The 25,863-nt window shown below is 58.2% G+C and carries 24 protein-coding genes; 11 read left to right on the top strand and 13 right to left on the bottom strand.

What is annotated here, in order from left to right:
- Nucleotides 1–50: 50 nt before the first annotated feature.
- From GHO03_RS02875 to GHO03_RS02890, 4 genes are all read right to left on the bottom strand, one after another.
- Complete coding sequence (locus GHO03_RS02875; RefSeq protein ID WP_095020103.1) at nucleotides 51–2,045, bottom strand: acyltransferase family protein; 1,995 nt, start codon at nucleotides 2,043–2,045, stop codon at nucleotides 51–53.
- A gap of 121 nt (nucleotides 2,046–2,166) precedes the next feature.
- On the bottom strand, nucleotides 2,167–3,426 hold the full coding sequence (rho, locus tag GHO03_RS02880) for a transcription termination factor Rho (protein ID WP_016783019.1): 1,260 nt from the start codon (nucleotides 3,424–3,426) through the stop codon (nucleotides 2,167–2,169).
- A 233-nt stretch (nucleotides 3,427–3,659) separates the two neighbouring features.
- On the bottom strand, nucleotides 3,660–3,989 hold the full coding sequence (trxA, locus tag GHO03_RS02885; RefSeq protein WP_016783018.1) for a thioredoxin TrxA: 330 nt from the start codon (nucleotides 3,987–3,989) through the stop codon (nucleotides 3,660–3,662).
- A gap of 120 nt (nucleotides 3,990–4,109) precedes the next feature.
- Complete coding sequence (locus tag GHO03_RS02890) at nucleotides 4,110–4,817, bottom strand: FadR/GntR family transcriptional regulator (RefSeq protein ID WP_095017797.1); 708 nt, start codon at nucleotides 4,815–4,817, stop codon at nucleotides 4,110–4,112.
- A gap of 257 nt (nucleotides 4,818–5,074) precedes the next feature.
- On the opposite strand from GHO03_RS02890, the gene GHO03_RS02895 reads away from it, so the two are divergent.
- The 5 genes from GHO03_RS02895 to ppx all read left to right on the top strand — a co-directional run bounded on the left by GHO03_RS02895 (nucleotide 5,075) and on the right by ppx (nucleotide 9,581).
- Nucleotides 5,075–5,860, top strand: a complete 786-nt coding sequence (locus tag GHO03_RS02895) for a transporter substrate-binding domain-containing protein (protein ID WP_095000698.1) — start codon at nucleotides 5,075–5,077, stop codon at nucleotides 5,858–5,860.
- Between the two features lie 21 nt (nucleotides 5,861–5,881).
- Complete coding sequence (locus tag GHO03_RS02900; RefSeq protein WP_095000697.1) at nucleotides 5,882–6,547, top strand: amino acid ABC transporter permease; 666 nt, start codon at nucleotides 5,882–5,884, stop codon at nucleotides 6,545–6,547.
- Complete coding sequence (locus GHO03_RS02905) at nucleotides 6,544–7,194, top strand: amino acid ABC transporter permease (protein WP_169916205.1); 651 nt, start codon at nucleotides 6,544–6,546, stop codon at nucleotides 7,192–7,194. Before GHO03_RS02900 ends, GHO03_RS02905 begins: the two co-directional genes overlap by 4 nt.
- Nucleotides 7,181–7,906 carry an amino acid ABC transporter ATP-binding protein gene (locus tag GHO03_RS02910; protein WP_095000695.1) on the top strand — a complete coding sequence of 242 codons (726 nt, stop codon included), beginning with the start codon at nucleotides 7,181–7,183 and terminating at the stop codon, nucleotides 7,904–7,906. The genes GHO03_RS02905 and GHO03_RS02910 overlap by 14 nt, the downstream gene beginning before the upstream one ends.
- Before the next feature lie 172 nt (nucleotides 7,907–8,078).
- Entirely contained in the window at nucleotides 8,079–9,581 is a 1,503-nt protein-coding gene (gene ppx / locus GHO03_RS02915) for an exopolyphosphatase (RefSeq protein WP_095000694.1), read from the top strand.
- A gap of 61 nt (nucleotides 9,582–9,642) precedes the next feature.
- On the opposite strand, the gene ppk1 is transcribed toward ppx, so the two are convergent.
- Nucleotides 9,643–11,880, bottom strand: coding sequence for a polyphosphate kinase 1 (gene ppk1, locus GHO03_RS02920; RefSeq protein ID WP_095000693.1), 2,238 nt, complete (start codon nucleotides 11,878–11,880; stop codon nucleotides 9,643–9,645).
- Between the two features lie 454 nt (nucleotides 11,881–12,334).
- Here ppk1 and GHO03_RS02925 point away from each other — a divergent pair, with 454 nt between their 5' ends.
- On the top strand, nucleotides 12,335–12,955 hold the full coding sequence (locus tag GHO03_RS02925) for a DedA family protein (RefSeq protein WP_086799407.1): 621 nt from the start codon (nucleotides 12,335–12,337) through the stop codon (nucleotides 12,953–12,955).
- Here GHO03_RS02925 and GHO03_RS02930 read toward each other — a convergent pair.
- Complete coding sequence (locus GHO03_RS02930) at nucleotides 12,933–14,171, bottom strand: sterol desaturase family protein (protein ID WP_095020099.1); 1,239 nt, start codon at nucleotides 14,169–14,171, stop codon at nucleotides 12,933–12,935. The genes GHO03_RS02925 and GHO03_RS02930 overlap by 23 nt on opposite strands.
- Nucleotides 14,172–14,279: 108 nt before the next feature.
- Between GHO03_RS02930 and elbB the strand changes: the two genes are divergently transcribed.
- The gene (gene elbB, locus GHO03_RS02935) at nucleotides 14,280–14,945 is read left to right on the top strand and encodes an isoprenoid biosynthesis glyoxalase ElbB (protein ID WP_133143924.1); all 666 of its coding nucleotides are present in this window, start codon (nucleotides 14,280–14,282) and stop codon (nucleotides 14,943–14,945) included.
- Here the strand turns inward: elbB and GHO03_RS02940 are convergent, their stop codons facing one another.
- Together GHO03_RS02940 and GHO03_RS02945 are read right to left on the bottom strand one after the other, a co-directional pair.
- Nucleotides 14,946–15,398: a YaiI/YqxD family protein gene (locus GHO03_RS02940; protein WP_016783011.1), complete on the bottom strand. Its 453-nt coding sequence runs from the start codon at nucleotides 15,396–15,398 to the stop codon at nucleotides 14,946–14,948.
- A 53-nt stretch (nucleotides 15,399–15,451) separates the two neighbouring features.
- A complete protein-coding gene (locus tag GHO03_RS02945) occupies nucleotides 15,452–17,350 on the bottom strand; it encodes a cytochrome c/FTR1 family iron permease (protein WP_133143925.1) in 1,899 nt (632 codons plus the stop codon).
- Nucleotides 17,351–17,722: 372 nt separating this feature from the next.
- Here GHO03_RS02945 and GHO03_RS02950 point away from each other — a divergent pair, with 372 nt between their 5' ends.
- The 4 genes from GHO03_RS02950 to GHO03_RS02965 are packed head-to-tail and all read left to right on the top strand — an operon-like array spanning nucleotide 17,723 to nucleotide 20,875.
- A complete protein-coding gene (locus GHO03_RS02950; protein WP_133143926.1) occupies nucleotides 17,723–19,120 on the top strand; it encodes a COG3014 family protein in 1,398 nt (465 codons plus the stop codon).
- Nucleotides 19,121–19,130: 10 nt separating this feature from the next.
- Nucleotides 19,131–19,502 (top strand): YcfL family protein, encoded by a 372-nt coding sequence (locus tag GHO03_RS02955; RefSeq protein ID WP_095000688.1) that lies wholly within the window; start codon nucleotides 19,131–19,133, stop codon nucleotides 19,500–19,502.
- 35 nt (nucleotides 19,503–19,537) lie between these two features.
- Nucleotides 19,538–20,125, top strand: a complete 588-nt coding sequence (lpoB, locus tag GHO03_RS02960; protein WP_095000687.1) for a penicillin-binding protein activator LpoB — start codon at nucleotides 19,538–19,540, stop codon at nucleotides 20,123–20,125.
- Nucleotides 20,126–20,128: 3 nt separating this feature from the next.
- Nucleotides 20,129–20,875 carry a penicillin-binding protein activator LpoB gene (locus GHO03_RS02965; RefSeq protein WP_095038701.1) on the top strand — a complete coding sequence of 249 codons (747 nt, stop codon included), beginning with the start codon at nucleotides 20,129–20,131 and terminating at the stop codon, nucleotides 20,873–20,875.
- 38 nt (nucleotides 20,876–20,913) lie between these two features.
- Here GHO03_RS02965 and GHO03_RS02970 read toward each other — a convergent pair whose 3' ends face one another.
- The 5 genes from GHO03_RS02970 to GHO03_RS02990 form a co-directional block, all read right to left on the bottom strand.
- On the bottom strand, nucleotides 20,914–21,798 hold the full coding sequence (locus GHO03_RS02970) for a LysR family transcriptional regulator (RefSeq protein WP_095000685.1): 885 nt from the start codon (nucleotides 21,796–21,798) through the stop codon (nucleotides 20,914–20,916).
- Between the two features lie 10 nt (nucleotides 21,799–21,808).
- On the bottom strand, nucleotides 21,809–22,498 hold the full coding sequence (locus GHO03_RS02975; protein WP_232527664.1) for a cysteine hydrolase family protein: 690 nt from the start codon (nucleotides 22,496–22,498) through the stop codon (nucleotides 21,809–21,811).
- Between the two features lie 121 nt (nucleotides 22,499–22,619).
- The gene (locus GHO03_RS02980) at nucleotides 22,620–23,252 is read right to left on the bottom strand and encodes a LysE family transporter (protein WP_095000684.1); all 633 of its coding nucleotides are present in this window, start codon (nucleotides 23,250–23,252) and stop codon (nucleotides 22,620–22,622) included.
- Between the two features lie 100 nt (nucleotides 23,253–23,352).
- The gene (locus GHO03_RS02985) at nucleotides 23,353–23,910 is read right to left on the bottom strand and encodes a mechanosensitive ion channel family protein (RefSeq protein ID WP_133143927.1); all 558 of its coding nucleotides are present in this window, start codon (nucleotides 23,908–23,910) and stop codon (nucleotides 23,353–23,355) included.
- Nucleotides 23,910–25,820 carry an ATP-binding cassette domain-containing protein gene (locus tag GHO03_RS02990; protein ID WP_095000682.1) on the bottom strand — a complete coding sequence of 637 codons (1,911 nt, stop codon included), beginning with the start codon at nucleotides 25,818–25,820 and terminating at the stop codon, nucleotides 23,910–23,912. Before GHO03_RS02990 ends, GHO03_RS02985 begins: the two co-directional genes overlap by 1 nt.
- Nucleotides 25,821–25,863 lie beyond the last annotated feature (43 nt).

A 25,863-nucleotide genomic window follows, 5' to 3' on the forward strand; every position in this document is an offset into this window, starting at 1 on the left:
ATAGGCGTACATCCTACCTGCTATGCCGGCCGCTGGCAGCTTATCGCTGCTCAGCGGGCGGTATTGGCCTGCTCCGGGGCACGCAACGCCAGATCATCGAACAGCGGGGCCAATGCCGGGAGAACCAGGCGAGCGCCGATTTCGGACAAGTGATTGTCATCGGTATACAACGAATGACCGTCCTGTTCGGCCCGGCACAACCCAGAGGCATCACACAGCTGCGGGGTCGGGTCCAGTACCTGCACATTGGAATCAGCAGCCGCGATATCGGCAAACAGCCGGTTGATAAACGCTTTTTGCCTGAGGTGGTCTTCAACCGGCATGCCGACTTCGGCGGTTGGCTGGTGCAGCATCGCCAGGCGGCTCAGGCGGTACGGCGGATTGAACGGTTGCAACGGCGCCTCCTTCATCAGCCATACGCGGTACCCGGCCTTGCGCAATTGCTCGACCTTCGCCCGCAAGCCATCGGCCAACCGTTGTTCGGCGACCGCGCGGTCATAGTGGCCATTGCCATCGCGCAACGCATGGCCGTGATCGCCCTTGGCATCGCCATACAAGTACAGGCTCCAGCGGGCTACCAGCAGGATGTCGCGCACTGGCTCGGTCGCCAGGGTGCGCTCGACACGACGGTTGTAATCGGCGCACCGCGTACCGTGCTCCAGCCCCTCAAGCGGCAGGCAACCGGCCGAACTGGCCAGCATCACATTGACGCCATGCTGGCGGGCGCTTTCTTCCAGTGCCGGGATCAGGGCCGTGGCGTGGCTGTCGCCCCACACCAGCAACTGAGCCGGCGCGGCGGGCGATAGTCCGTAACGGCAGAACGGCGTGTCGGCCGGGCTCTTGTCATCGGTGATGCAGGCCATCAGCTCAGGTCGCCATTCGCTGGCCCGCGCATATTGCAACGCCTGCTCGGACAAACGCGACGGCAGGCCATCGGTCCAGCGCAGCGCCTGGCCGGCGATACCCAACACCAGAATGCCCAAGCCCGCCGCGATGAGAATCTGACGACGGCCAGCCAATATTCGACGCTCACGAAACGGCGTTTCGACAAAACGCCAGGACAGATAGCCGAGGATCAACGTCAGCGCAATCAACCCGCCCGTCAGCACGGGACCAAACTCCTCCGCGCCGGCATAACTGCCAAACACGAAAACCGGCCAGTGCCACAAATACCAGGAATAGGAAATCAGCCCGAGCCCGACCATTAGCCGCGTGCTCAACACACGCCCGACCCAGGTGCTCTGATGCTCATTGGCCCAGATCAGGGCCACCACGCCCAGCACGGGCAGCAACGCTGCGGCACCCGGGAACGGTGTGCTGTTGTCATAGCCGAACACGGCAACAAGAATCAGCCCCATGCCCAACAGGCTGATAGCTTGCGCTGCCGCCGGGGTCAGACGCTTCTGGCTGGCAGGCGCAATCGCCAGCATGGCACCGGCCAGCAGTTCCCATGCCCTCATCGGCAACAGGAAAAACGCTTTCTCGGGATGCTGGGCCACGGCCCAGACGCTGAGCCCGAACGACACCAGCAACAGGCTGAACAAAGCCAGCCGCCAGTGTTTGAATCGGCTGGACAGCAGGGTCAGCAGCAAGGGAAAGACAATATAGAACTGTTCCTCAACCGCCAGCGACCAGGTATGCAGCAGCGGTTTTAGATCGCTGGCCGCATCGAAATAGCCCTCCTGGCGCATAAACAGCAGGTTGGAAACGAACATCACCTGGTAGCGCACCGAACGCCCCAGCTCTTCGTAGTCCTTGGGTGCCATCAGGAACCAGCCCACAGCCAGCACGGCGGCCATCATCACGAACAAGGCCGGCAGGATTCGCCGCGCGCGACGGGCCCAAAACTCGACAAAACTGAAGCGTGCCGCCTCACGCTGGCGCCAGATGATCGAGGTAATCAAATAACCGGAAATGACGAAGAACACATCGACGCCAACGAATCCGCCTGAAAAACCCGGCACACCAAAGTGGAACAGTACTACGGCAATCACGGCAACAGCTCGCAGGCCATCAATGTCCCTGCGATAAACAAGAGAAGTCATATACGCTCAATTTCGCTAATACATTGTTTTTATTGACCGAAGTTAAGCACAAACCTTCCTTTTTTTTGGCATAAAAAAAGGCGCCCTCGCGGGGCGCCTGATTTTTGTGCGAGAAACCGTGTTACTTGCGCTTCATCGACAAGAAGAACTCATCGTTGGTCTTGGTCTGCTTAAGCTTGTCGACCAGGAATTCGATGGCTGCAACTTCGTCCATCGGGTGCAACAGCTTGCGCAGGATCCACATGCGTTGCAACTCGTCGTCTGCAGTCAGCAACTCTTCACGGCGGGTACCGGAGCGGTTGATGTTGATCGCAGGGAAGACGCGTTTTTCAGCGATCTTGCGGTCCAGAGGCAGTTCCATGTTGCCAGTGCCTTTGAACTCTTCGTAGATCACTTCATCCATCTTCGAGCCGGTTTCAACCAGCGCGGTAGCGATGATGGTCAGCGAGCCGCCTTCTTCGATGTTACGCGCAGCACCGAAGAAACGCTTTGGCTTCTCAAGGGCGTGAGCATCGACACCACCGGTCAGTACCTTGCCGGAGCTCGGGATAACGGTGTTGTAGGCACGGGCCAGACGGGTGATGGAGTCGAGCAGGATCACCACGTCCTTTTTGTGTTCGACCAGGCGCTTGGCCTTCTCGATCACCATTTCGGCAACCTGCACGTGGCGGGTTGGTGGCTCGTCGAAGGTGGAAGCAACCACTTCGCCGCGAACGGTACGCTGCATTTCGGTTACTTCTTCAGGGCGCTCGTCGATCAACAGAACGATCAAGTGCACTTCAGGATTGTTACGCGAAATGTTCGACGCGATGTTCTGCAGCATGATGGTCTTGCCCGCTTTTGGCGGAGCAACGATCAGACCACGCTGACCTTTACCGATCGGAGCACAGAGGTCGATCACGCGACCGGTCAGATCTTCGGTGGAACCGTTACCGATTTCCATCTTCATGCGTACGGTCGGGAACAACGGGGTCAAGTTCTCGAAGAGAATCTTGTTTTTCGCGTTCTCGGGACGATCGTAGTTGATCGTGTCGACTTTCAGCAGTGCGAAGTAACGCTCGCCTTCTTTTGGCGGGCGGATTTTACCGACGATGGTGTCGCCGGTGCGCAAGTTGAAGCGTCGAATCTGGCTAGGAGAGACGTAGATATCGTCAGGGCCTGCCAGGTACGAGGCGTCAGCGGAGCGAAGGAAGCCGAAGCCGTCCTGGAGAATCTCCAGCACGCCATCACCGGAGATTTCCTCGCCGCTTTTCGCGTGCTTTTTGAGCAGGGAGAAAATCACGTCCTGCTTGCGCGAACGGGCCATATTTTCTATGCCCATCTGTTCGGCCAATTCGAGCAGTTCGGTAATCGGCTTTTGCTTGAGTTCAGTCAGGTTCATATAGGAATGACGTAATCATTTATGGGGAGGGAAATTAAGCTTTGGGCTTAATGAGGCCGCGCCGCAGAGAAGGCGACAGGATCGCGTACTAATTCGATAAGGAGTGCGTCGGCGACGGCTTGCAGGGGGCAATGGAGAAACCAGTGCGGGGCCGAATGTACCACTTGAGTTTCATAGCGTCTAGTCCTTGAGCCATGAAAAAGCCCCGCATTTAGCGGGGCTTTTATCGACGCTTAGATATTGGCGTCGAGGAATGCAGCCAACTGCGACTTCGACAGCGCACCGACCTTGGTGGCTTCAACGTTGCCGTTCTTGAACAGCATCAGCGTAGGAATACCGCGTACGCCGTGCTTGGCCGGGGTTTCCTGGTTTTCATCAATGTTCAGCTTGGCAACAGTCAGCTTGCCTTTGTAAGTCTCTGCGATCTCGTCCAGAACCGGCGCGATCATTTTGCAAGGGCCACACCATTCAGCCCAGTAGTCGACCAGTACAGCGCCTTCAGCCTTGAGAACATCGGCCTCAAAGCTAGCGTCGGTGACGTGTTTAATAAGATCGCTGCTCATGGAAGTCTCCGTGGTTGTAAGCAAAAACGTAGCACATCATAGCTGTCATCACCGCGTTCAGGAAGGTGAGGGACGATTGACTCTCACTATAGTGGTGCATGAGTGCAGATATCGCCCGTTTCAGGAGCCGTCGGGGGTGACGAAGGCAATCCCGGTTCGCGAGGCAGCCTGGCGAATGTGCTCGCTCATGGCCTTTTGTGCAGGGCCGCTGGCATGACGGGCCAGGGCCCGGAGGATTTTGCGGTGCTCCTGCCAGGTTTCCATGGCCCGCTCCGGGCGGATAAACGGCAGCTTCTGGCTTTCCAGAAAAATATCGCCACGGGTGATCAGCATAATGGCCATTGCCTGATTGCCACTGGCACGCAGGATCAGTTGATGGAACTCGAAGTCCAGCTGCGCGGCACGCTCAAAATCCCCGGCGCGTAACTCATGGCGCATTGCCTCGACATTGTCCTGCAACACATCCAGTTCGTCGCGGGTCAAGCGCACCGCCGCCAGCCCCGCAGCGAAACCTTCCAGTGCGTATCGCAGCTGGAAAATATCCTGCGGGCAGGCCTGGGCTGCATAGGGCCAGTCCGTAACCGGAACAACCGGGACATCTGCTTGCGCGGCCTGCACATACACGCCTTTACCCGGCTGCACACTGATCACGCCCAGGGCACTGAGCGAAGATAACGCCTCGCGCAGCGATGCCCGGCTGACCCCCAACTGCACCGCCAGCTCGCGCTGCGACGGCAAGGCATCTCCCGGCGCAAAAGCGTTTTCGGCGATCAATTTACGAATGGCCAGCAATGCCACTTCGGGTACGGCCCGTGCGCTTGAATTCATCACAAATCGGCTTGATCGGCTCAGGAAAGGCGTAGTTGTAAAGCTATTGCCAACGCTCGGCAAGTCACGCCCCAAGCCGGTTCAAGCCCTGTGAGAAACGCCCGATAGAGGTGCAAAAAACGTCATCACTGTTCAGACCAGTCAGACCGCCGCATGCCTTCTGAAATCAGCCCTGGCGGTCATAAAAGCCCTGTTGGCATGGCCTGTGCTCTGGCTCAACGGCGCACACCACCGCGCGCCCTTTCCGGAGAATTGCCATGACCCAGCGTTACAGCGCCTTGATTTGCGCCTTGTTCGCCAGCCTGATGCTGAGCCAGGCCCCGGCCCACGCCAGTGACCTCGATGAGGTGATGGCACGCGGCACCCTCAAGGTCGCAGTCCCCCAGGATTTTCCGCCCTTCGGCTCGGTCGGCCCGGACATGCAGCCTCGCGGGCTGGATATCGACACCGCCAAATTGCTGGCCGATCAGCTCAAGGTCAAACTTGAACTGACGCCCGTAAACAGCACCAACCGTGTGCCCTATCTGACCACCGGCAAAGTCGATGTAGTGATTTCCAGCTTGGGCAAAAACCCGGATCGTGAAAAAGTCATCGATTTTTCCCACGCTTATGCGCCGTTCTACCTTGGCGTATTTGGCCCGCCAGACGCGCAGATCAAGACCCTAGATGACCTCAAGGGTAAAACCATCAGCGTGACCCGTGGCGCCATCGAAGACATCGAACTGACCAACGTGGCGCCAGCCGGCGTGACCATCAAACGCTTCGAAGACAACAACTCGACCATCGCCGCGTATCTGGCAGGCCAGGTGGACCTGATCGCCAGCGGCAACGTGGTGATGGTCGCCATCAGCGAACGCAACCCCAAGCGCATCCCGGCCATGAAACTCAAGCTCAAGGATTCACCGGTCTACGTCGGCGTGAACAAGGGCCAGCCCGAGTTGCTGGACAAGGTGAACCAGATTCTGGCCACGGCCAAGGCTGACGGCAGCCTGGAAAAAAACGCGCTGCAATGGCTTAAAGAGCCGCTGCCAGCTGACCTCTGACACTTTGCGACGGGGTCAATCATGGCTTATCAGTTCGACTTTTTACCGGTGCTGCAAAACAGCGACCTGTTATTACGCGGCGCCCTGTTTACCCTTGAACTGACAGCGATCGGCACAGTATTCGGCGTCAGCCTGGGGATTGTCGGCGCCGTGGTCCGGGCGTGGAATATTCGACCTTTCGCTGCGTTGTTCGGGTTGTATGTCGAGTTGATCCGCAACACGCCGTTTCTGGTGCAGCTATTTTTTATCTTTTTCGGCTTGCCGGGCCTGGGTGTGCATATCAGCGAGTGGCAGGCCGCGGTGCTGGCGATGGTGATCAACCTGGGTGCCTATTCCACGGAAATTATCCGCGCAGGTATTCAGGCGATCCCCAAAGGTCAGCTGGAAGCAGCATCTGCACTGGCCATGAGCCGATTCGAGGCGTTCCGCCATGTGGTCCTGCAACCGGCGCTGGCCAAGGTTTGGCCAGCTCTGAGCAGCCAGATCATCATCGTGATGCTCGGCTCGGCGGTCTGCTCGCAAATTGCCACTGAAGAGCTGAGCTTTTTTGCCAATTTCATTCAGTCACGCAATTTTCGCAGCTTCGAAACCTACGTCCTGACCACCCTGATTTACCTGTGCATGGCCTTGTTGATCCGCCAGTTACTGAACTGGTTCGGCCGCCGCTACCTGAGCAGGAGTCGCTGATGGATTTCACGTTCTGGGACATCGTGCGTAACTTGCTGACGGGTTTGCAGTGGACAGTCGCCTTGTCTCTTGTTGCGTTTATCGGCGGCGGCTTTATCGGCTTGCTGGTGTTGCTGATGCGCATTTCCAAAAGCCGCTTCGCCCGCACTCTGGCGCGCGGTTATATAGAGCTGTTCCAGGGTACGCCCCTGCTGATGCAGCTGTTTTTGATCTTCTTTGGCATTGCCCTGCTGGGCATCGATATTTCGCCGTGGATGGCCGCGGCCCTGGCGCTGACATTGTTCACCAGTGCCTACCTGGCCGAGATCTGGCGCGGCTGCGTCGAGTCGATTGCCCACGGCCAGTGGGAGGCCTCGGCCAGCCTGGCACTCAGCCCGCTGGAGCAATTGCGCTACGTGATCCTGCCGCAAGCCTTGCGGGTCGCCATCGCGCCGACCGTCGGCTTTTCGGTGCAGGTCATCAAAGGCACTGCCGTGACCTCGATTATTGGATTCACCGAATTGACCAAGACCGGCAGCATGCTGGCCAATGCCACCTTCGAGCCTTTCATGGTCTATGGCCTGGTGGCTCTGGGTTACTTCCTCTTGTGCTACCCCCTGTCGCTCAGTGCGCGCTATCTGGAAAGGAGACTGCATGCCTCTGCTTAGAGTTACCGCCCTGCATAAATACTACGGCGACCACCACGTGCTCAAAGGCATCGACCTGACGGTCGAACAGGGCCAGGTGGTCGCGATCATTGGCCGCAGCGGCTCGGGCAAGAGTACCTTGCTCAGAACCCTCAACGGGCTGGAGTCCATTAACGACGGGGTGATTGAGGTCGATGACGAATACCTGGATGCCGCCCGGGCAGACTTGCGAAGCCTGCGCCAGAAGGTCGGCATGGTGTTTCAGCAGTTCAATCTGTTCCCGCACCTGAGCGTGGGCGAAAACGTCATGCTGGCCCCGCAAGTGGTGCAAAAGGTGCCCAAAGCCAAGGCCGCCGAACTGGCGCGCCAGATGCTGGAACGGGTGGGGCTGGGCGACAAGTTCGACGCCTTCCCGGAGCGCCTGTCGGGCGGTCAACAGCAGCGGGTGGCGATTGCCCGGGCTTTGGCCATGTCACCCAAGGTGCTGTTGTGTGATGAGATCACCTCGGCCCTCGACCCGGAGCTGGTCAATGAAGTGCTCAGCGTGGTGCGCCAGCTGGCCCGTGAAGGCATGACGCTGATCATGGTCACCCACGAGATGCGTTTTGCCCGTGAAGTTGGCGACAAACTGGTGTTTATGCACCAGGGCAAGGTGCATGAAGTGGGTGACCCCAAAGTGCTGTTCGCCAACCCGCAAACCCCGGAACTGGCGAATTTCATCGGAACGTTGTAGTCACTGACGAGGTACGAGGCTACGGGAATCGCAGAGCCTGAAAACACGAGGCCTCGGATAACAGCTAACCTCATTGCTTTCGTGCTCCACATCAAGGCAGGTGATATCACGCGTTGGCGCGAGCCTTTGATCGTGGCACGATGGCCGGGTTATCGACCGAGACCCCTCAACCATGCCCCAATCCCAAGCAAGGAATCCGTCCCTGATCGCCGCCATTGATCTGGGTTCTAACAGCTTTCACATGGTGGTGGCCAAGGCCCAGAACGGCGAAATCCGCATACTTGAGCGTCTTGGTGACAAGGTGCAGTTAGCTGCCGGCATCGACGAAGAACGCAAGCTCAGCGAAGAATCCATGCAGCGCGGGCTCGATTGCCTCAAGCGTTTCGCCCAACTGATCAACGGTATGCCGTTGGGTGCCGTGCGTATTGTGGGAACCAACGCATTGCGCGAGGCGCGCAACCGCAACGAGTTTATCGTGCGTGCCGAAGAGATCCTGGGTCACACCGTTGAAGTGATTTCCGGTCGTGAAGAAGCGCGCCTGATCTACCTGGGTGTGTCCCACACCCTCGCCGACACGCCGGGCAAACGCCTGGTGGCCGACATCGGCGGCGGCAGTACCGAGTTCATCATTGGCCAGCGTTTTGAGCCCCTGCTACGCGAAAGCCTGCAAATGGGCTGCGTCAGCTTTACCCAGCGCTATTTCCGCGACGGCAAGATCACCCCGGCACGCTACGCCCAGGCCTACACGGCTGCACGCCTGGAAATCATGAGCATCGAGCACGCCCTGCACCGCCTGACCTGGGATGAGGCCATCGGCTCTTCGGGTACCATTCGGGCCATTGGCCTGGCGCTCAAGGCGGGCGGTCATGGTAACGGCGAAGTAAACGCCGAAGGCCTGTCCTGGCTCAAGCGCAAGCTGTTCAAGCTGGGCGACGCGGACAAGATCGACTTCGAAGGCATCAAGCCCGACCGTCGCGCCATCTTCCCGGCCGGGCTGGCGATTCTTGAAGCAATCTTCGACGCCCTTGAACTGCAACGTATGGATCACTGTGACGGCGCTCTGCGCGAAGGCGTGCTGTACGACCTTCTGGGCCGCCATCACCACGAAGACGTGCGTGAGCGCACCCTCAGCTCGCTGATGGACCGTTACCATGTCGATCGCGAGCAAGCGGCCCGGGTTGAACGCAAGGCGCTGCGCGCCTTCGATCAAGTGGCCAAGTCGTGGGGCCTCAAGGACGGTGTATGGCGTGAACTGTTGAGCTGGGCGGCCAAGGTGCATGAAGTCGGGCTGGACATTGCCCACTATCATTACCACAAGCACGGCGCCTACTTGATAGAGCACTCCGACCTGGCTGGTTTCTCACGCGAAGACCAGCAAATGCTCGCGCTGCTGGTGCGCGGCCATCGTCGCAACATTCCTAAAGACAAGTTCGCCGAATTTGGCGAAGACGGCATCAAGCTGATTCGCCTGTGCGTGCTGTTGCGCTTTGCGATCCTGTTCTACCACATCCGTGGCAACCAGGAAGCCTCGCAGGTGAAGCTGCGCGCCGAGGGCGATCACCTGGACGTCATCTTCCCCGACGGCTGGCTGGAACAGAACCCGCTGACCCAGGCTGACTTCGAACAAGAAGCGCAATGGCTGACCCGGGTCGGAATTGTGCTGACGGTTTCCTGACCGGGCACAACTCAAACCAACTGTGGGAGCGAGCAGGCTCGCTCCCACAGTCGTTACAGCGTTATACCGATGGCCCGGTACTCACGGCCAGTACCGGCAGGCTCAGACGCTCAAGCAGCGTGGCTTGCGCACTGCGCGGGTTCTGGTTGCCCGTTGGCGTATTGCGGATATACCGCCCGTCCGACTGAAGGCTCCAGCTGTGGGTGTTGTCCGTCAGATAGCACTCAAGCTCCTTCTTGACCCGCAGAATCAGCTTTTTACCCTCGACCGGGAAGCACGTCTCAACACGCTTATCGAGATTGCGCTCCATCCAATCGGCACTCGACAGGAACATCTGCTCCTCGCCGCCATTGAGGAAGTAGAACACCCGTGTGTGCTCCAGGAAGCGCCCGATGATCGAACGCACATGAATATTGTGCGAAACGCCGGCAATCCCGGGACGCAGGCAGCACATCCCGCGTACCACCAGATCAATACGCACGCCGGACTGACTGGCCTTGTACAGCGCACGGATGATTTTCGGATCGGTCAGCGAGTTGAACTTGGCGATGATATGCGCCGGTTTGCCTTCAACAGCGAACTGGGTCTCGCGGGCAATCATGTCCAGCATGCCCTTTTTCAAAGTGAAAGGCGCATGCAGCAGTTTTTTCATGCGCAGCGTCTTGCCCATGCCGATCAACTGGCTGAACAACTTGCCGACGTCTTCACACAGCGCGTCGTCGGAGGTCAGCAAGCTGTAGTCGGTGTAAAGCTTGGCGTTGCCGGCGTGGTAGTTGCCGGTACCCAGATGCGCGTAACGCACGATCTCCCCCGCCTCACGGCGCAGAATCAGCATCATCTTGGCGTGGGTCTTGAAACCGACTACGCCATAGATCACCACCGCACCGGCAGCTTGCAGGCGACTGGCCAGTTGCAGGTTGGACTCTTCGTCAAAGCGCGCACGCAACTCGATCACCGCGGTCACTTCTTTACCGTTACGCGCAGCATCAACCAGCGCATCAACGATTTCGGAGTTGGCGCCGCTGCGGTACAGGGTCTGGCGTACGGCCAGCACATGCGGATCCTTGGCAGCCTGGCGAAGCAAGTCGACGACCGGAGTAAACGACTCAAACGGGTGCAGCAGCAAGATGTCCTGTTTGCTGACCACGCTAAAAATGTTCTCGCTGTTCTGCAACAGCTTGGGAATCGCCGGGGTAAACGGCGTGTATTGCAGCTCAGGGTGGCTGTCGAGGCTGGTGATGCTGAAAAGGCGTGTCAGGTTGACCGGACCATTGACCTGATACAACTCGGTCTCATGCAGGCTGAACTGCTTGAGCAGGTAGTCGGACAGATGCTTGGGGCATGTGTCGGCCACTTCCAGGCGTACGGCATCGCCGTATCGACGCGAGAACAACTCGCCACGCAGCGCACGGGCCAGGTCTTCAACATCTTCGGTATCAACCGCCAGATCGGCGTTACGGGTCAGGCGGAACTGGTAGCAGCCTTTCACCTTCATGCCTTGAAACAGGTCATCGGCGTGGGCGTGAATCATCGACGACAGGAACACATAGTTGTCGCCAGCCCCACCCACGTCTTCAGGCAGTTTGATCACGCGTGGCAACAGACGCGGTGCCGGGATGATCGCCAGGCCTGAATCACGACCAAAGGCATCGATGCCTTCCAGCTCGACGATAAAGTTCAGGCTCTTGTTCACCAGCAACGGGAACGGGTGCGTCGGGTCCAGGCCAATCGGTGTGATGATCGGCGCGATTTCGTCGCGGAAGAACTTGCGTACCCACGCCTTGATCTTGGTGTTCCAGTGCCGGCGACGGATAAAGCGCACCTGATGCTTTTCAAGCTCGGGCAACAGAATGTCGTTGAGGATCGCGTACTGGCGATCCACATGGCCGTGGACCAGTTCGCTGATGCGGGCCAGCGCCTGATGCGGCTGCAAGCCATCGGCACCGGCCTGCTCACGGGCGAAGGTGATTTGTTTTTTCAGGCCTGCGACACGAATTTCGAAAAACTCATCCAGGTTGCTGGAAAAAATCAGCAGAAACTTCAAGCGTTCAAGCAGCGGATAGGACTCATCCAGCGCTTGTTCCAATACGCGAATGTTGAACTGTAATTGCGACAACTCACGATGGATGTACAGGCTGCTGTCATCAAGGCCAGGAACGGCAATCGCCGGATGCACCGCCGCGTGCGACTCGGCCGCAGCAGGCGCATGGGCTTGCTGTTCAGGCGGGGTTTCAGGGACTGGCTCAACAATCGGCTGAGCTTCAGTGGCAACGATTTCAGCAAGTCCTTCGGTATTCATTGAATGTTCCTGTAAGAGCGGGTTTGACTCTCGTAACAGTTAAGCGACACCAGCAGTCAAGTTGTCAGAATGCCATCAACGCCTGTGGGTTTAAACCGCTCCCGGGCGCTTTATGCGGGCCAGAGACTGGTTAGAGGCCGATTTGTCGAAATTGTTTCCTGGGCAACCGACGCAGACACTGCGGGAGCGGGCTTGCTCGCGATTCAAACACCGCAGAGTTTCAGATTGACTGAGTCAACCCCATCGCAGTCAAGCCAGCTCCCACAGGTTCGAAGCAATAATCACCTGCGCGCATGGTTATAACGCTTCGCCATGAACACTAGATGACAACGCTAATGATGTAGGTCAAATACACATGATTTGTAGGACTTGTTAACGCAAAGTCACATTTCGATACTTTCCCGAACGTCCCTTAAGGCGTAGGCTGCGCGTTCATTTCGCCAGCATCCAGACAATGCTCCAACAATTTCTTCAAGAATTCGGCTACTTCGCCCTGTTTCTAGGGACGTTCTTTGAAGGTGAGACCATTCTGGTTCTCGCAGGCTTCTTGGCGTTCCGCGGATACATGGACCTCAAACTGGTCATGATCGTGGCATTCCTCGGCAGTTATGCCGGAGATCAGCTGTGGTACTTCCTGGGGCGCAAGCACGGCCGCAAACTGTTGGCGCGCAAACCGCGCTGGCAACTTATGGGCGACAAGGCGCTGGAGCACATTCGCAGGCACCCGGATATCTGGGTCCTGAGTTTCCGCTTCGTCTACGGCCTGCGTACCGTCATGCCCGTGGCAATCGGCCTGTCAGGCTACCCTCCGGGCCGCTATTTGCTGCTCAACGGCATTGGTGCGGCCATCTGGGCCATTGCCCTGGCTACCGCCGCCTATCACTTTGGCGCCGTGCTCGAAGGCTTGCTGGGCAACGTCAAGAAATATGAGCTGTGGGTGCTCGGTGCCCTGCTCCTGATCGGCCTGTGCCTGTGGGCCCGCCGCCGCTTCAAGAATGCACGCCTGGCCAGACAGACCGCTCTTGAAGAGAAAAACAAGAGCAACGCCGAAGTCAGCAACCCGCCAGCCGAGTGATACGGTTTCTGCACACGTAGAGCCCCATCACGCTCAACAGGGTGTAACTGGACAGGCCGACCCAGCCCAATGCGCTGGCCGGCCACAGACCGGCCACAGGGGCCAGCCAGACCAGTGGCAGGTTGAGCGCCAGGCGCAGCCACTCAAGTTTCAGCGCCCAAGGCCGGTTCTCCAGACCTGCCCCCAGCACAAACAGCCCCAACGCCATATACCCCCAGCCCAGCATCAGCGCCTGGGGCGACAACGTCTCGCCCAGATTCAGCAAATAACTGCCCAGCGCCAGATAAACTGCAAATTGCGCCGCGATATACACCTGTTGGCGCCGTGCCAGTGGCACCTCGAATTTTACAAACCGGCTCAGGTCCGGCTTGTTTATCGGGTACTTCGCCGCTACATCCGCCGGACGCCAGCCCGTGGGCATAAACCAGATCCTCAGCTTGTCCCGCCAGCGCTCGGTGCGCTGCGCATCAGCCAGCAACTGGCCATAGAACTGCCAGTTGGCCCACAGCGGATTCCAGCTTTGCAGCGGCGTGGTCACGCCGAAAATCACCGGCTCGGCGTCGTCTTCTTCCTGAAAAGTGCCGAACAAACGGTCCCAGACAATGAACACTCCACCGTAATTGCGATCCATATACAGAGCATTCTGCGCATGGTGAGCCCGATGATTGGAAGGTGTCACAAACAACCACTCGAACCAGCCCAGCTTGGGCACATGGCGGGTATGGACCCAGAACTGATAGAGCAGGTTGACGGTGGCCACGGTGACAAATACCGGCAGCGGCACACCCAGCACCGCCATTGGCAGGTAAAAGACCCAACCAAGCACAAACCCGGTGCTGGTTTGGCGCAGGGCGGTGGACAGGTTGTAGTCTTCGCTCTGATGATGCACCGAATGCGCGGCCCAGAGCACGTTGCGCTCATGCCCCAGGCGGTGGTGCCAGTAGTAGCAAAAATCGTACAAGACAAACGCAAACAGCCACACCCACAGGCTGTCTTCGGGCAATTGCAGCAGCGCCAGATATTTCAATGCCAGCGCGTAGGTGATCAGCCCCACGCCTTTGGTCAGCAAACCGGTGGTGGTCGACAGCACACCGGCGCTCAGGCTGCTGATAGTGTCAGCCAGGCGATAGGTGTGCATTGCGCGCCAGCGGTCGGCCAGCAGCTCGACAGCAATCAGCACAAAGAAAAACGGTACGGCATACAGAATCAGCTTCATGGCACACCCCGAGCGGTATTCCATCAAGCGTAGGCGCACTTGCTGCGAAACCCTATGGCATCAAGCGCCAAATCAGGCGACATTAATGCCATGAACAAGGAGATCGACATGACCACTAAAAAAGTTGCCGTGATTCTTTCCGGCTGCGGCGTCTATGACGGCGCCGAGATCCACGAAAGCGTGATCACCCTGCTACGCCTGGACCAGCGCGGCGCCAAAGTACAGTGCTTTGCCCCCGACATTGCACAACTGCATGTCATCAACCACCTGACCGGCGAGCCAATGCCCGAGTCACGCAACGTACTGGTGGAGTCAGCGCGGATTGCCCGGGGCGAGATCAAGGATGTTCGTGAGGCCAAGGTCGAGGATTTTGACGCCCTGATCATACCGGGCGGGTTTGGTGCCGCCAAAAACCTCTCCAACTTTGCCACCGATGGTGCTGCGTGCTCGGTTCAGGCTGATGTGCTGAGCCTGGCCGAAGCCTTTGCCGAAGCTGGCAAACCGATTGGCCTGATGTGCATCTCACCTGCCATTGCCGCCAAGATTTATGGCCCAGGCGTGATCTGCACCATCGGCACCGACGCAGATACCGCTGCAGCCGTCACCAAAATGGGTGGCACCCACCAAGAGTGTGAAGTGTCGGAAATTGTCGAGGACAAGGCCCGCAAGCTGGTCAGCACCCCGGCCTATATGCTCGCCAAATCCATCAGCGAAGCAGCGTCAGGGATCAACAAGATGGTTGACCGCGTGCTTGAGCTGACGCAAAAAAACTGATCAACCCCGTGCCAGCCGGGTCAGGATACGGTCCAGGGCATTGGCGAACGCCTGCTTGTCGCGTTCGCCATAGGCACCCTGCCCGCCGCTGACCTGGCCTTGCTCGCGCAGATCGGTAAACAGATTACGCACCGCCAGGCGCTCGCCCATGTTTTGCGGGTCAAACTCCTTGCCGCGCGGGTCCAGCGCGGCAACGCCCTTTTTGACCAGCCGGTCGGCCAACGGCACATCGCTGCAAATCACCAGTTCGCCGGGCACGGCGTGCTCCACCAGATAATCATCCGCCGCATCCGGGCCGCTGGGCACCACAATCAGTTTGACCAGGGCGTAGGTCGGTTTGATCTGGCTCTGCCCTGCCACCAGCACCACCTCAAACTGACGCTTGAGAGCGAACTTGATGACCTGATCCTTTGCCGCCTTGGGGCAGGCGTCTGCGTCGATCCAGACACGCATAGAGAATTGCTCCTGAGTGTTGCCGCTCCCACTGAGGGGAGGTGTATAAGGATTTAAGAAGCCTGCACCCGACGCTTTTCCGCCAGTTTGCTTCGGCCGTACAACACGATAATTGCCAAAATGGCTACGGCCTGCGCACTCAGCGAGTACGCATCTGCATGAATACCCAGCCAGTCGAAGTCGAAGAACGCGACAGGCCGCGTGCCAAAGATGCCCGCCTCTTGCAGCGCTTTCACGCCATGCCCGGCGAATACCACCGACAGGGCGCAGAGCAAAGCCGCGTTGATGCTGAAAAACAGCGCCAATGGCAATTTGGCCGAGCCACGCAGGATGATCCACGCCAGGCCCATCAGCAAGACCAGTGCCGTGGCGCCGCCCGCCAGTACCGCGTTGTGGCCCGCCGGGCCGGCTTGCAGCCACAGGGTTTCGTAGAACAGGATCACTTCGAACAGTTCGCGGTACACCGAAAAGAACGCCAGTATCGCGAAGCCAAAACGACCGCCACCGCTGACCAGGCTGCTTTTGATGTAATCCTGCCACGCGGCGGCGTGACGACGGTCGTGCATCCATACGCCCAGCCACAGCACCATGACGCTGGCGAACAGCGCAGTACAACCTTCCAGCAGTTCACGCTGGGCACCGCTGACGTCAATCACATAGGCCGCCAGCGCCCAGGTCGCCAGCCCGGCCACCAGGGCCAGACCCCAGCCGACGTTGACACTGCGCACCGCCGATTGCTGGCCGGTATTGCGCAGGAAAGCCAGAATCGCGGCCAGCACCAGAATTGCTTCCAGGCCTTCACGCAGCAAAATCAACAACCCGGAGACATAGCTCAAAGTCCAGCTCAGGCCATCGCTGCCCAGCAGCCCGGCAGATTCCTTGAGCAAGACTTTGGCCGCTTCCAGTCGCTGCTCGACCTGCTCGATCGGCAAGCCGTCCTGCAGCGATTGCCGATAGGCCATCAGGGCTTTTTCAGTGTTTTTGCGCACATTGGCGTCAACGTTATCCAGCGAGCTTTCAACGAGTTCAAAACCTTCCAGATAAGCCGCCACCGACAGGTCGTAGGCTTGCTCACGGTCACCGGCGCGGTAAGCCGCAAGGCTTTTATCCAGGGTGGCGCTGGTGTAGTCGAGCAGCTGCGCCGGGCCGCGTTTGACTTGCGGCGGCTGCGCCCGCTGGGCACGGAACGTTGCGGTCGCCTCGGGGCCTTCAGCCGCCAGCACTTCATTCGGGGTTTGACGGGCAAGGTCCGCCAGGTTGTAGGTTTTGTCTGCCTTGCTGGCACTCGGGTCGGCACTCAGCCCGGCGATGTAGGTGGCCAGGTCCCAGCGCTGACGCTCGTCCAGCTGATCAGAAAACGAAGGCATATCGGTGCCTTCAACCCCCAGGCCAAGGGTGTTATAGATCGCGTAGAGGCTCAGCCGGTCCAGGCGCTGCGCGTCACGCAGGTTCGCAGGCGGCGGCGTCATACCGACACTGGCAGGGCCGTCACCGGCGCCGGTTTCACCGTGGCACACCGAGCAATGCTGGGCATACAAGGGTGCGCCACGGGTAGGGTCAGGGGTAATGGCGGGGGCCTGGCTGACCTCGTAGGCCACCGCCAGTTTGGCACCCAACTGACGTGCTTCATGCGCAACGGCGGTGCCGTCTACACGCTGTTCGATGGCGCTTTGCAGGGCGTTCACGCCTTGCAGCAGCTCCTCACGCTCAGGGCGTTGCGGCAAGTCCGCGAGCAGGCCTTTGAGCACGGCCAGAAACTCGAGTTGCTCGCGGTATTCGGTCTCATCAATAACCTTGCCGTTTTCAACTGTAGGCGGATAGTCAGCACCAATGTAGTCAATCAGGTGCAGCGCTTGTGAGGCGCCTTCCGGGGTGTTGGCAGAGGCAACAAGGCTGCACAACGCGAGCACGGGCAACAATAGCCATGCCAAAAAACGCGAGCGGGAGGTCATCGATCAATCCGGATGGAAATGAGAAGTAACATATTGTTTACCGTTACTGGCCGCCGACTCAAGGCCCTCGTATGCGATCGCGCCGTAAATCAGCGAATTGCAATTCTGCGATTGAACTGGCTAAACATAGCGAGCCTTGCAGATTGATAGCCCCTTTATTGCAAGTGCTTGTGGGTTAACTATCGCCACAAATGTAGGCAATTTCCCAAAGTGATTAAACACAGCCATCACGCCCTGATTAAGGCTACTTCCCCTCCGCCGACGCTGCTAAAAATACCGATCCTTCACCACAACTGATCACCCGTACTCGGGCCCGGTCTCTGCGGTATCGACAAGTATTTATGGTTTAGACGCCCGGGGACACTCATACCCATGACCGCTCGCGCCCTTAACGCTCTCATTTTGAGCGTGCTCACCTTACTGACTGGATGCTCGGTATTTCGTAGTTATGACAGCGAACTGCAAGCCACCAACCAGCAGTTGTCGGCTGGCAATGTCGATGGCGCACTGGTCCTGCTCGAACAAAACAACAGCAGCCAGAACAAAGACCTTCTCTACTACCTGGAAAAAGGCGAGTTATTGCGCGCAAAGGGCGACCTTGCTGCAAGCCAGAAGGCATGGCGCAACGCTGACAAATTGATATATGCCTGGGAGGAGTCGGTCAGGCTCGATACCGCCAGGTACCTCGCACAGTTCTCCAGTTTTCTGGTCAACGACAAAGTCCGCCGCTATGAAGGCCATGACTACGAGAAAGTCTGGTTGAGTACGCAAATGGCTCTGAATCTGTTGAACCTTAACGATTTCGAAGGTGCCCGCACGGAAATCAAAAAAACCCATGAACGCGAAGCCCTGATCACTGAACTTCGGGACAAGGAATACTTGAAACGTGAGCAGGAAGCAGAACGCAGGGGAGTACGGGCCCGGCTCAAGGATCTGCGTGGCTACCCGCTGAAAAGTCTTGATGCACCCGACGTACTGGAGCTGAAAAATAGTTATCAGAGCGCCTTTAGTCATTATTTGGCGGGCTTTTTTTACGAGGCTTTGGGAGAACGAAGCCTTGCCGCACCAGGCTATCGAAAGGCCGCAGAACTGCGACCCAACACACCTCTGATCGAGCAAAACCTGCTGAACCTGGACAAACCAGAGGCCCGCAGCGATGAAAGCGAAGTTCTGATAGTGCTGCAAAATGGCTTTGCACCGGCGCGAGACTCAATACGTCTCCCACTGCCATTAACCATCAGCAACAACCTCGTCATTACGCCGCTGTCATTTCCGGTGATCAGGCCTTACACCCCCAATACGCCCCTCACCCATGTCGTCGTCAACGGCCAGCTTCATCCCCTCACCTTGCTTAACACCACCACGACCATGTCGCGTCGCGCCCTGCGCGATGAACTGCCGTGGATCCTCCTGCGTAGCAGCGCGCGGGCTGTCACTCGAGGCGTCGCACAAAAACAACTCAATGACGACAACCCGCTGGCCGGCCTGCTTCTGGGAGTTGCTTCGACTGTTCTGGAAGACGCGGATACGCGCACCTGGCGCACCCTGGCAGACAACACATATGTGGTGCGTTTACGCCTCAACCGTGGTGAGCATCAAATTAGTCTGCCCGACATCCCGGGCAGTACGCCGATACGCATAAGGGCCGAACGCGGCTATCAGGTCATCACGATACGCACGATCGGTAATCGCGTTTTCCACCATGCCGCCGCTGGCAGTACTACACCCGTCACCCCCCCGCTGGCTTTCATAAGCCGACAAAAACCCTGAGGAACCCACGATGCGATATTTGCTCTCGGGCGCTCTGGCGCTGTTTTTACTGATCGGCTGCGCCACACCGTCACCTCCACAACCCAACAGTGCAGCAAGCAAGATTACGGTCATGGGCAAGTTCAAACATATCTCTGCCGGAGCGATCCGCGTAGCGCGTGTAAATGGCTTCATGACCGTAAACGCCCAGATGACCAACACCAGCCGCCACAACCGAATGGTTTATTACCGATTTACCTGGCTGGGCAAGGACGGTTTTCCCGTTGCCAATGAAGAAGGCTGGAAAACCATCACCCTGTACGCCAAACAAAACACTTTTATTCCTGCTATTGCACCAGTGCCTCAAGCCAGGGATTTCCGCCTGGAAGTGAAAACCCCCTGAGCCTGTAGCCTTTGTCACACCTGGAGAGCTATTCCATGCTTGCACGCACTTCATTACTCGCCCTTATGCTGATTCTGATCAGCGGGTGTTCCAACACTTCGCCAGTCATCGGCGGCAAAAACATAACTTATGGCGACACCAAGGCTGTGGAACTGATCACCAATGAGTTTGGCTCGACTGACCTGCAGATGATCGCCGAAAGCATGACACGTTCCCTTGCTCAGTCCGGCATTCTTCAGGGAAGGCCGGTGGTACAGGTCTACGATGTGAAAAACAAAACCAGCGAGTACATCGATACCCGCCAGATAACCACGTCGATAAAAACCCAACTGATGAAAACCGGCACCGTTCGTTTTGCGAGCGACAACACCGACATGCAAAGCCAGGTCGACCAACTTCAGTTGCAAAACCAAAGCGGCCTGTACAAAAAAACGACGATCAGCAAGACCGGCAACATGATCGCAGCCAAATACCGCCTCGAAGGCTCCATCACCTCGATTGTGAAGCGCAGCAAGGACTTCAAAGATGTTTTCTACACATTCAACCTGCAACTGGTCGATCTCGAAAGCGGCCTGGCGGAATGGATGGACGAAAAAGAAATCCGCAAAACAACGGAGCGCTAAGCGATGCGTATCTGGATATGCGTTATCAGCCTGCTCTGTATCTGGGAAGTTCAAGCTGCCCCCAAAATAGCCGTGACCGACCTGGCTTATGAGACCCGCGTACAGCAATACGTCCAGTCAACCACTGCACGTAACCGTTTTCAGTCCGGCCCGTACCACGCCAATGGCTCGGCGAGCTACCAGACGTACGAGAGCCGCAACAGCTACATCCAGCAAAACGAGTTGCGCAATTTCAGTGGCGATATCAAAGGAAAGATTCTCAAATCCGGGTTGTTCCGACTGGTGCAGGCCAAGCCTTACAAAGCCAGCGACAAAACGGATGTTTATGACGTCATCAAGCGCATAAAGGCCGGTCATTTCAAAGGCGCCGACTACGTTCTGTTTGGCACGGTGTCTGACATTGATTTCACCCGGGACCTCAACGCACTGGCCAATACCAGGAGTTATTCGGCGATACTGGGGTTGACGCTGGTTGCTGACTTCAGCCTGATCAACACCCGTACCCTTGAGGTCACCTCAGCATTCACTGCCATGGGTAAAGGGGAGGACATCAAACTGACAAACCGCCACGATCTCAGAGTGTCCCTTAACCGGCCCCAGGTTATACGCGACGTAGCCGCAACCCTTGGCGAGGACGTGGTACGGCAACTACAAGAGCAACTGACAGGCATTGCACCTCAGCCGCCAAAGAGCGCGCCAGCACCACTCAACAGACTACCCGAGGATGAAGCTGCGGTGATTCTGCGCTGAGCCCTGAGCACAAGCCAGTTGTCGCTCAACAGCCGAGATCAGACCGACGTGTAATGCTGAGCCATGAACTCGACAAAAACACGCACTTTGGGGGCCAGAAGGCGGGCGTGCGGATAGAGGGCAAAGTAATGACGCTGGCCTGCGTTGTAGTCGGGAAGAATCTGTACCAACTGGCCGCTTTGCAAGTTCTGTTGCACCGTCGCCCGTGTGAACGCGGCAATGCCCAGACCGGCCAACGCGGCGCTGTGGAGGGAGGTAATGGTGTCGGTTTTGAAACGTCCGTTGAGCGCCACCACCACGGTATCAGCCCGCGCCGAATTCAACCGCCACTCATTGCTCCCCGTAAAACCGAGTAACTGATGGGTAGCCAGCTCGTCGACCTGGCGTGGCAAGCCTTGGCGACTGACATAACCGGGTGCAGCCACCAGAATCAGATCGGATACGGTCAGTTTCTTGGCCACCAGCGAGGAGTCTTCCAGGGGGCCGCTGATGCGCAGTGCAAGGTCGAAGCGCTCAGCCACCAGATCAACAAAACGGTCCTCGCAGGACAGGTCTACCCGGATCTTGGGGTAGCGTTGCTGGAACCCGGGCAACCAATTGCCCAACTCCAGCGTCCCGATCACCAAAGGCACGCTGATACGCAGAGTCCCTGACGGTTCGCTGCCATCGTCGGCAACAGCCAACGCCGCTTGGTCGAGCCGCTGCAAAATGTCGAGGCAGGCCGCGTGATAGCGCTCCCCTGCCTCAGTCAGGCTCAAGTGCCGGGTTGTGCGGTTGATCAACCGCACACCGAGTTGTGCCTCCAGATGCTGTAAATGCCGGGACAATGTCGAAGACGTGGTTTCCCATTGCTCGGCTGCTGCCGAAAATCCACGATTCTCGACGATGCAGCAAAACGCCCGCATGGCCAGCAACTGATTCATCGATTGAGCTTCACTTTAGAGGCAATTTAACGATCTGCGCCGTAGTCATGACGTCGCCAAAGGTGTCTTCGACTGAAGCCAGGGCTGCGCGGTGCAGGCTATTTGCATCAATGCTCGAGCCGTCTGCCCGGGTAATACTGCGGGTAGCGGAAGCATCAGATGCTACCACGACCTGGTACCCCAGCGGCGCAGCGTCCCGAGCGCCGCCGGCCACGCAGGCATGGGTCATCAGGCCGGCAATAATTACCGTCTTGATGCCTTTTTCCTTCAGCAGGCGGTCCAGTTCAGTGCTGCCAAAAACGCTCACGGTGGTTTTTTGCAACACCGTATCACCCGCGCGAGGCAGCATCTGCGGGTGGAATTTCACACCTTCGCCGTCCAGCGCAAAAACCGCTGAGCCCGCCGGGGCGATATGCTGAATCTGATAAACCGGAATCCTGGCCTTGTCCGCGAATGCAATAAGCTCGCGAGCCTTGTTGAGTGCCTTCTGGCCGTCCGGGATCGGCAACCGGCCGGTGAAGTACTCCTGCTGAAAATCAATCACCAGTAAAGCCGTAGAGGCCGGGTCAAGACGATCAATCGGAACAGCGCCAGACATGGCACGGATAGTGGGGTTGGGATTGACGGCAGGCTCAGCCGCGATGGCTGAAGTTGCCGCCAGACTCAGACAGGCGAGCAATGAGGACAGTAGTTTGGGCATTGTAAAAGTCATATGAACCTCTGGTTTGGAATGATGCAACGGAGGGTAAAAGTCTAAAAAGACCGATACCTCGCAACAACGCCAGGGCGCGCATATGACTTGTGCGCTTTTTGCACAGATTTCAGTTTGTAGCGCGATGCAACGTCGCCAGAAAACCCGCCGCGCCAACAAACAGACCGGCAAAGGTGCGGTTCATCCGGCGCTGTTGTTGCGGCGTACGCAGCAGACGCAGGACCTTGGACGCCAACCCTGTGTAACCGGCCATGACGATCAGGTCGACGCAGATCATGGTCACGCCCAACGTCAGGTATTGGGACACCAGCGGCGCTGCCGGGTTTACGAACTGCGGCAGCACCGCGAGCATGAACACCAGCGCCTTGGGGTTGCTGACGTTGACCAGAAAGCCGCGAAATACGAGAGCCAGCGGCTTGCCGATGGGACGCACGGCGGCGTCATCGCTCAGATCAGCCGGCAGGGCACGCCACTGTTTGACGGCGAGGTAAACAAGGTAAGCCACGCCGAACCATTTGATGGCATAGAAAGCGGTAGACGAGGCTGCAAGGATGGCGCCGACACCGGCTGCGACAATGGCGATTTGCAACGCCAGGCCCAGTTGCAGGCCCAGGGCATTCCAGTAACCGCGCCAGAAACCATACTGCAGACCGCACGACATCGAAGCAATCGCGCCAGCGCCGGGGGACAGGCTGATCACCCAACAGGCAGCAAAAAAGGCCAACCACGTTTCCAACGACATCGCACACCTCGGACAAGATCTGTAACAAGTCCCTTAAGCTAATGCGTTGGTTGAAAATTGACCACAAATTTCTGAGGGTAGTTTTGACTCTGCGGGAGCGTTACAGGTCGCTTTCTCGCCAGCGGCGTACCGAGCGCTGGAAGAACAGACTGTTGGGGACTTGCACCATGCTGCTACCATTGCCCGATTCAGCGGGCTCGATCAGCGTGGTGTAAAGCAGATTGATGGCCACCACACGGCCTTTGACGCCGGGCTTGTCCAGCGTGTCGAGCAACTCCACCACGTCGCCAATGCGAAACGGCCCCACGGTAAAGATCAACACTGCACACAGCAGATTGGAAAGCACGCTCCACATGGCGAAGAAGGCAATCGCCGCCACCGCCACAAAGCCCGACAGCGCCGTCCACAACACGGTGGCCGAAACCCCCAGACGCTCCAGCACGACGATCACTGCGCTGCCCATGATGAACCAGCGCAAGCCGCCGCGCAGCGGCATCATCAGCTGTGGCGGGAACGGATAACGCTCGCCCAGCCGCGTCAGGAAGCGCGCCACGACACGTTGGGAGAAGTAACCCGCCAACAGAATCAGCAAAATCTGCACACCGATCCACAGCGGTGCGATCAGTTCGGCGGGCACTGGCAAGTGCAGGGCTTCCATCAGGACAGGGCTTCCAGTTCTGCTTGCATGGACTCAAGCAATTCCAGCGCTTCCATCCACCGCTCTTCCAGCTGGCTTTCGAGCACTTTGAGCTTGGCCTGTTCCGCCAGCAGATCACGCAATTCATCTTTGCGCGCAGCTTCGTAAACGGCACTGTCGCCCAGGCTGGTTTCGATTTTCGCCAGCTTTTCGTTGACCTTGCCCAGCTCGCTCTCAAGCTTGTCAGCTTCGCGTTTATGCGGTGCCAGCTGCTGACGCAACGCTGCAGCGGCCTGACGTTGAGCCTTTTTATCGGTCTTGTCAGGGTTGACCAGCGTGGTGCTGACCGGCGCATTGCGCAAACGGTAGTCGGCCAGCCAGCGCGCGTAGTCTTCGAGGTCGCCGTCAAACTCCTGAACCTTGCCATCGGCAACCAGCAGGAACTCATCCGTAGTGCTCTTGAGCAGATGGCGATCGTGGGACACCACCAGCACCGCGCCGCTGAACTCTTGCAGAGCCATGGTCAGCGCCAGACGCATTTCCAGATCGAGGTGGTTGGTCGGTTCGTCGAGCAACAACAGATTCGGGCGGCCCCAGGCTATCAATGCCAGCGCCAGGCGGGCTTTTTCGCCACCGGAGAAGTTCAGTACCGGCTCGTCGATCCGCGCACCCCGGAAGTCGAAACCACCGAGGAAGTCGCGCAGGGTCTGTTCGCGCTCGGTCGGCGCCAGACGCTGCATATGCAGCAACGGGCTGGCCTTGGAATCCAGTGAGTCGAGCTGATGTTGGGCAAAATAGCCAACCACCAGATTCTCGCCACGGGCCAACCGACCCGACAGTGGCTCCAACTCGCCTGCGAGGTTTTTGATCAGGGTCGACTTACCCGCGCCGTTTGGCCCGAGCAAGCCAATACGGGCGCCCGGAACCAGTTGCAGCTTGACCTTCTCGAGGATGGTTTTGTCGCCATAACCCAGGCGCGCATCGGACAAGTCGAGCAACGGGCTGGAGAGCTTGACCGCTTCGCGGAACACGAAGTCGAACGGCGAATCCACATGGGCCGCGCTCAGCTCTTCCATACGCTCAAGGGCCTTGATCCGGCTCTGCGCCTGACGGGCCTTGGTGGCCTGGGCCTTGAAGCGGGCGATATAGCTTTCCATGTGCGCACGTTGCGCCTGTTGCTTTTCGTAGGCCTGTTGCTGCTGGGCCAGACGTTCGGCACGGGCACGCTCAAATGCGCTGTAACCACCGCGATACAGGGTGATTTTGCGCTGATCGACGTGGGCAATGTTGTCGACCACGGCATCCAGGAAGTCCCGATCGTGAGAGATCAGCAGCAAGGTGCCAGGGTAATTCTTGAGGAAGTCTTCAAGCCAGAGAATGGCGTCGAGATCCAGGTGGTTGGTCGGTTCATCGAGCAACAAAAGATCCGACGGGCACATCAGGGCCTGAGCCAGGTTCAGGCGCATCCGCCAGCCACCGGAGAAATCGGCAACCGGGCGATCCATCTGTTCGTTGGTAAAGCCCAGTCCGGCGAGCATTTTGCGCGCCCGTGCATCGGCGGTGTAGCCGTCGGCGCTGTCCAGCTCGGAGTGCAGGCGCGCTTGCGCAGCACCGTCCTCGTCAGCTTCGGCCCTGGCCAGATCGGCCTGCACCTGGCGCAATCGCTGGTCGCCATCGAGCACATAGTCGATCGCAATGCGGTCGAGGGTGTCGATTTCCTGGCGCATATGGGCGATCCGCCAGTCGGCCGGGAGCAGACAATCCCCGGAATCAGGCGTCAACTCACCCAGCAGCAAGGCGAACAAAGTGGATTTACCGGCGCCATTGGCGCCGACCAGACCGGCTTTGTGGCCGGCGTGCAGGGTCAGCTCGGCGTCTTCTAGCAGACGTTGCGGGCCACGCTGTAAAGTCAGGTTCTGAAGTCGGATCATAATGGCGGCGGAGTCTACCAGCTTCCCTCTCAACTGGCGCGAA

The sequence above is a fragment of the Pseudomonas sp. FSL R10-1339 genome, assembly GCF_009600545.1.
GTDB classification, from domain to species: domain Bacteria; phylum Pseudomonadota; class Gammaproteobacteria; order Pseudomonadales; family Pseudomonadaceae; genus Aquipseudomonas; species Aquipseudomonas bubulae.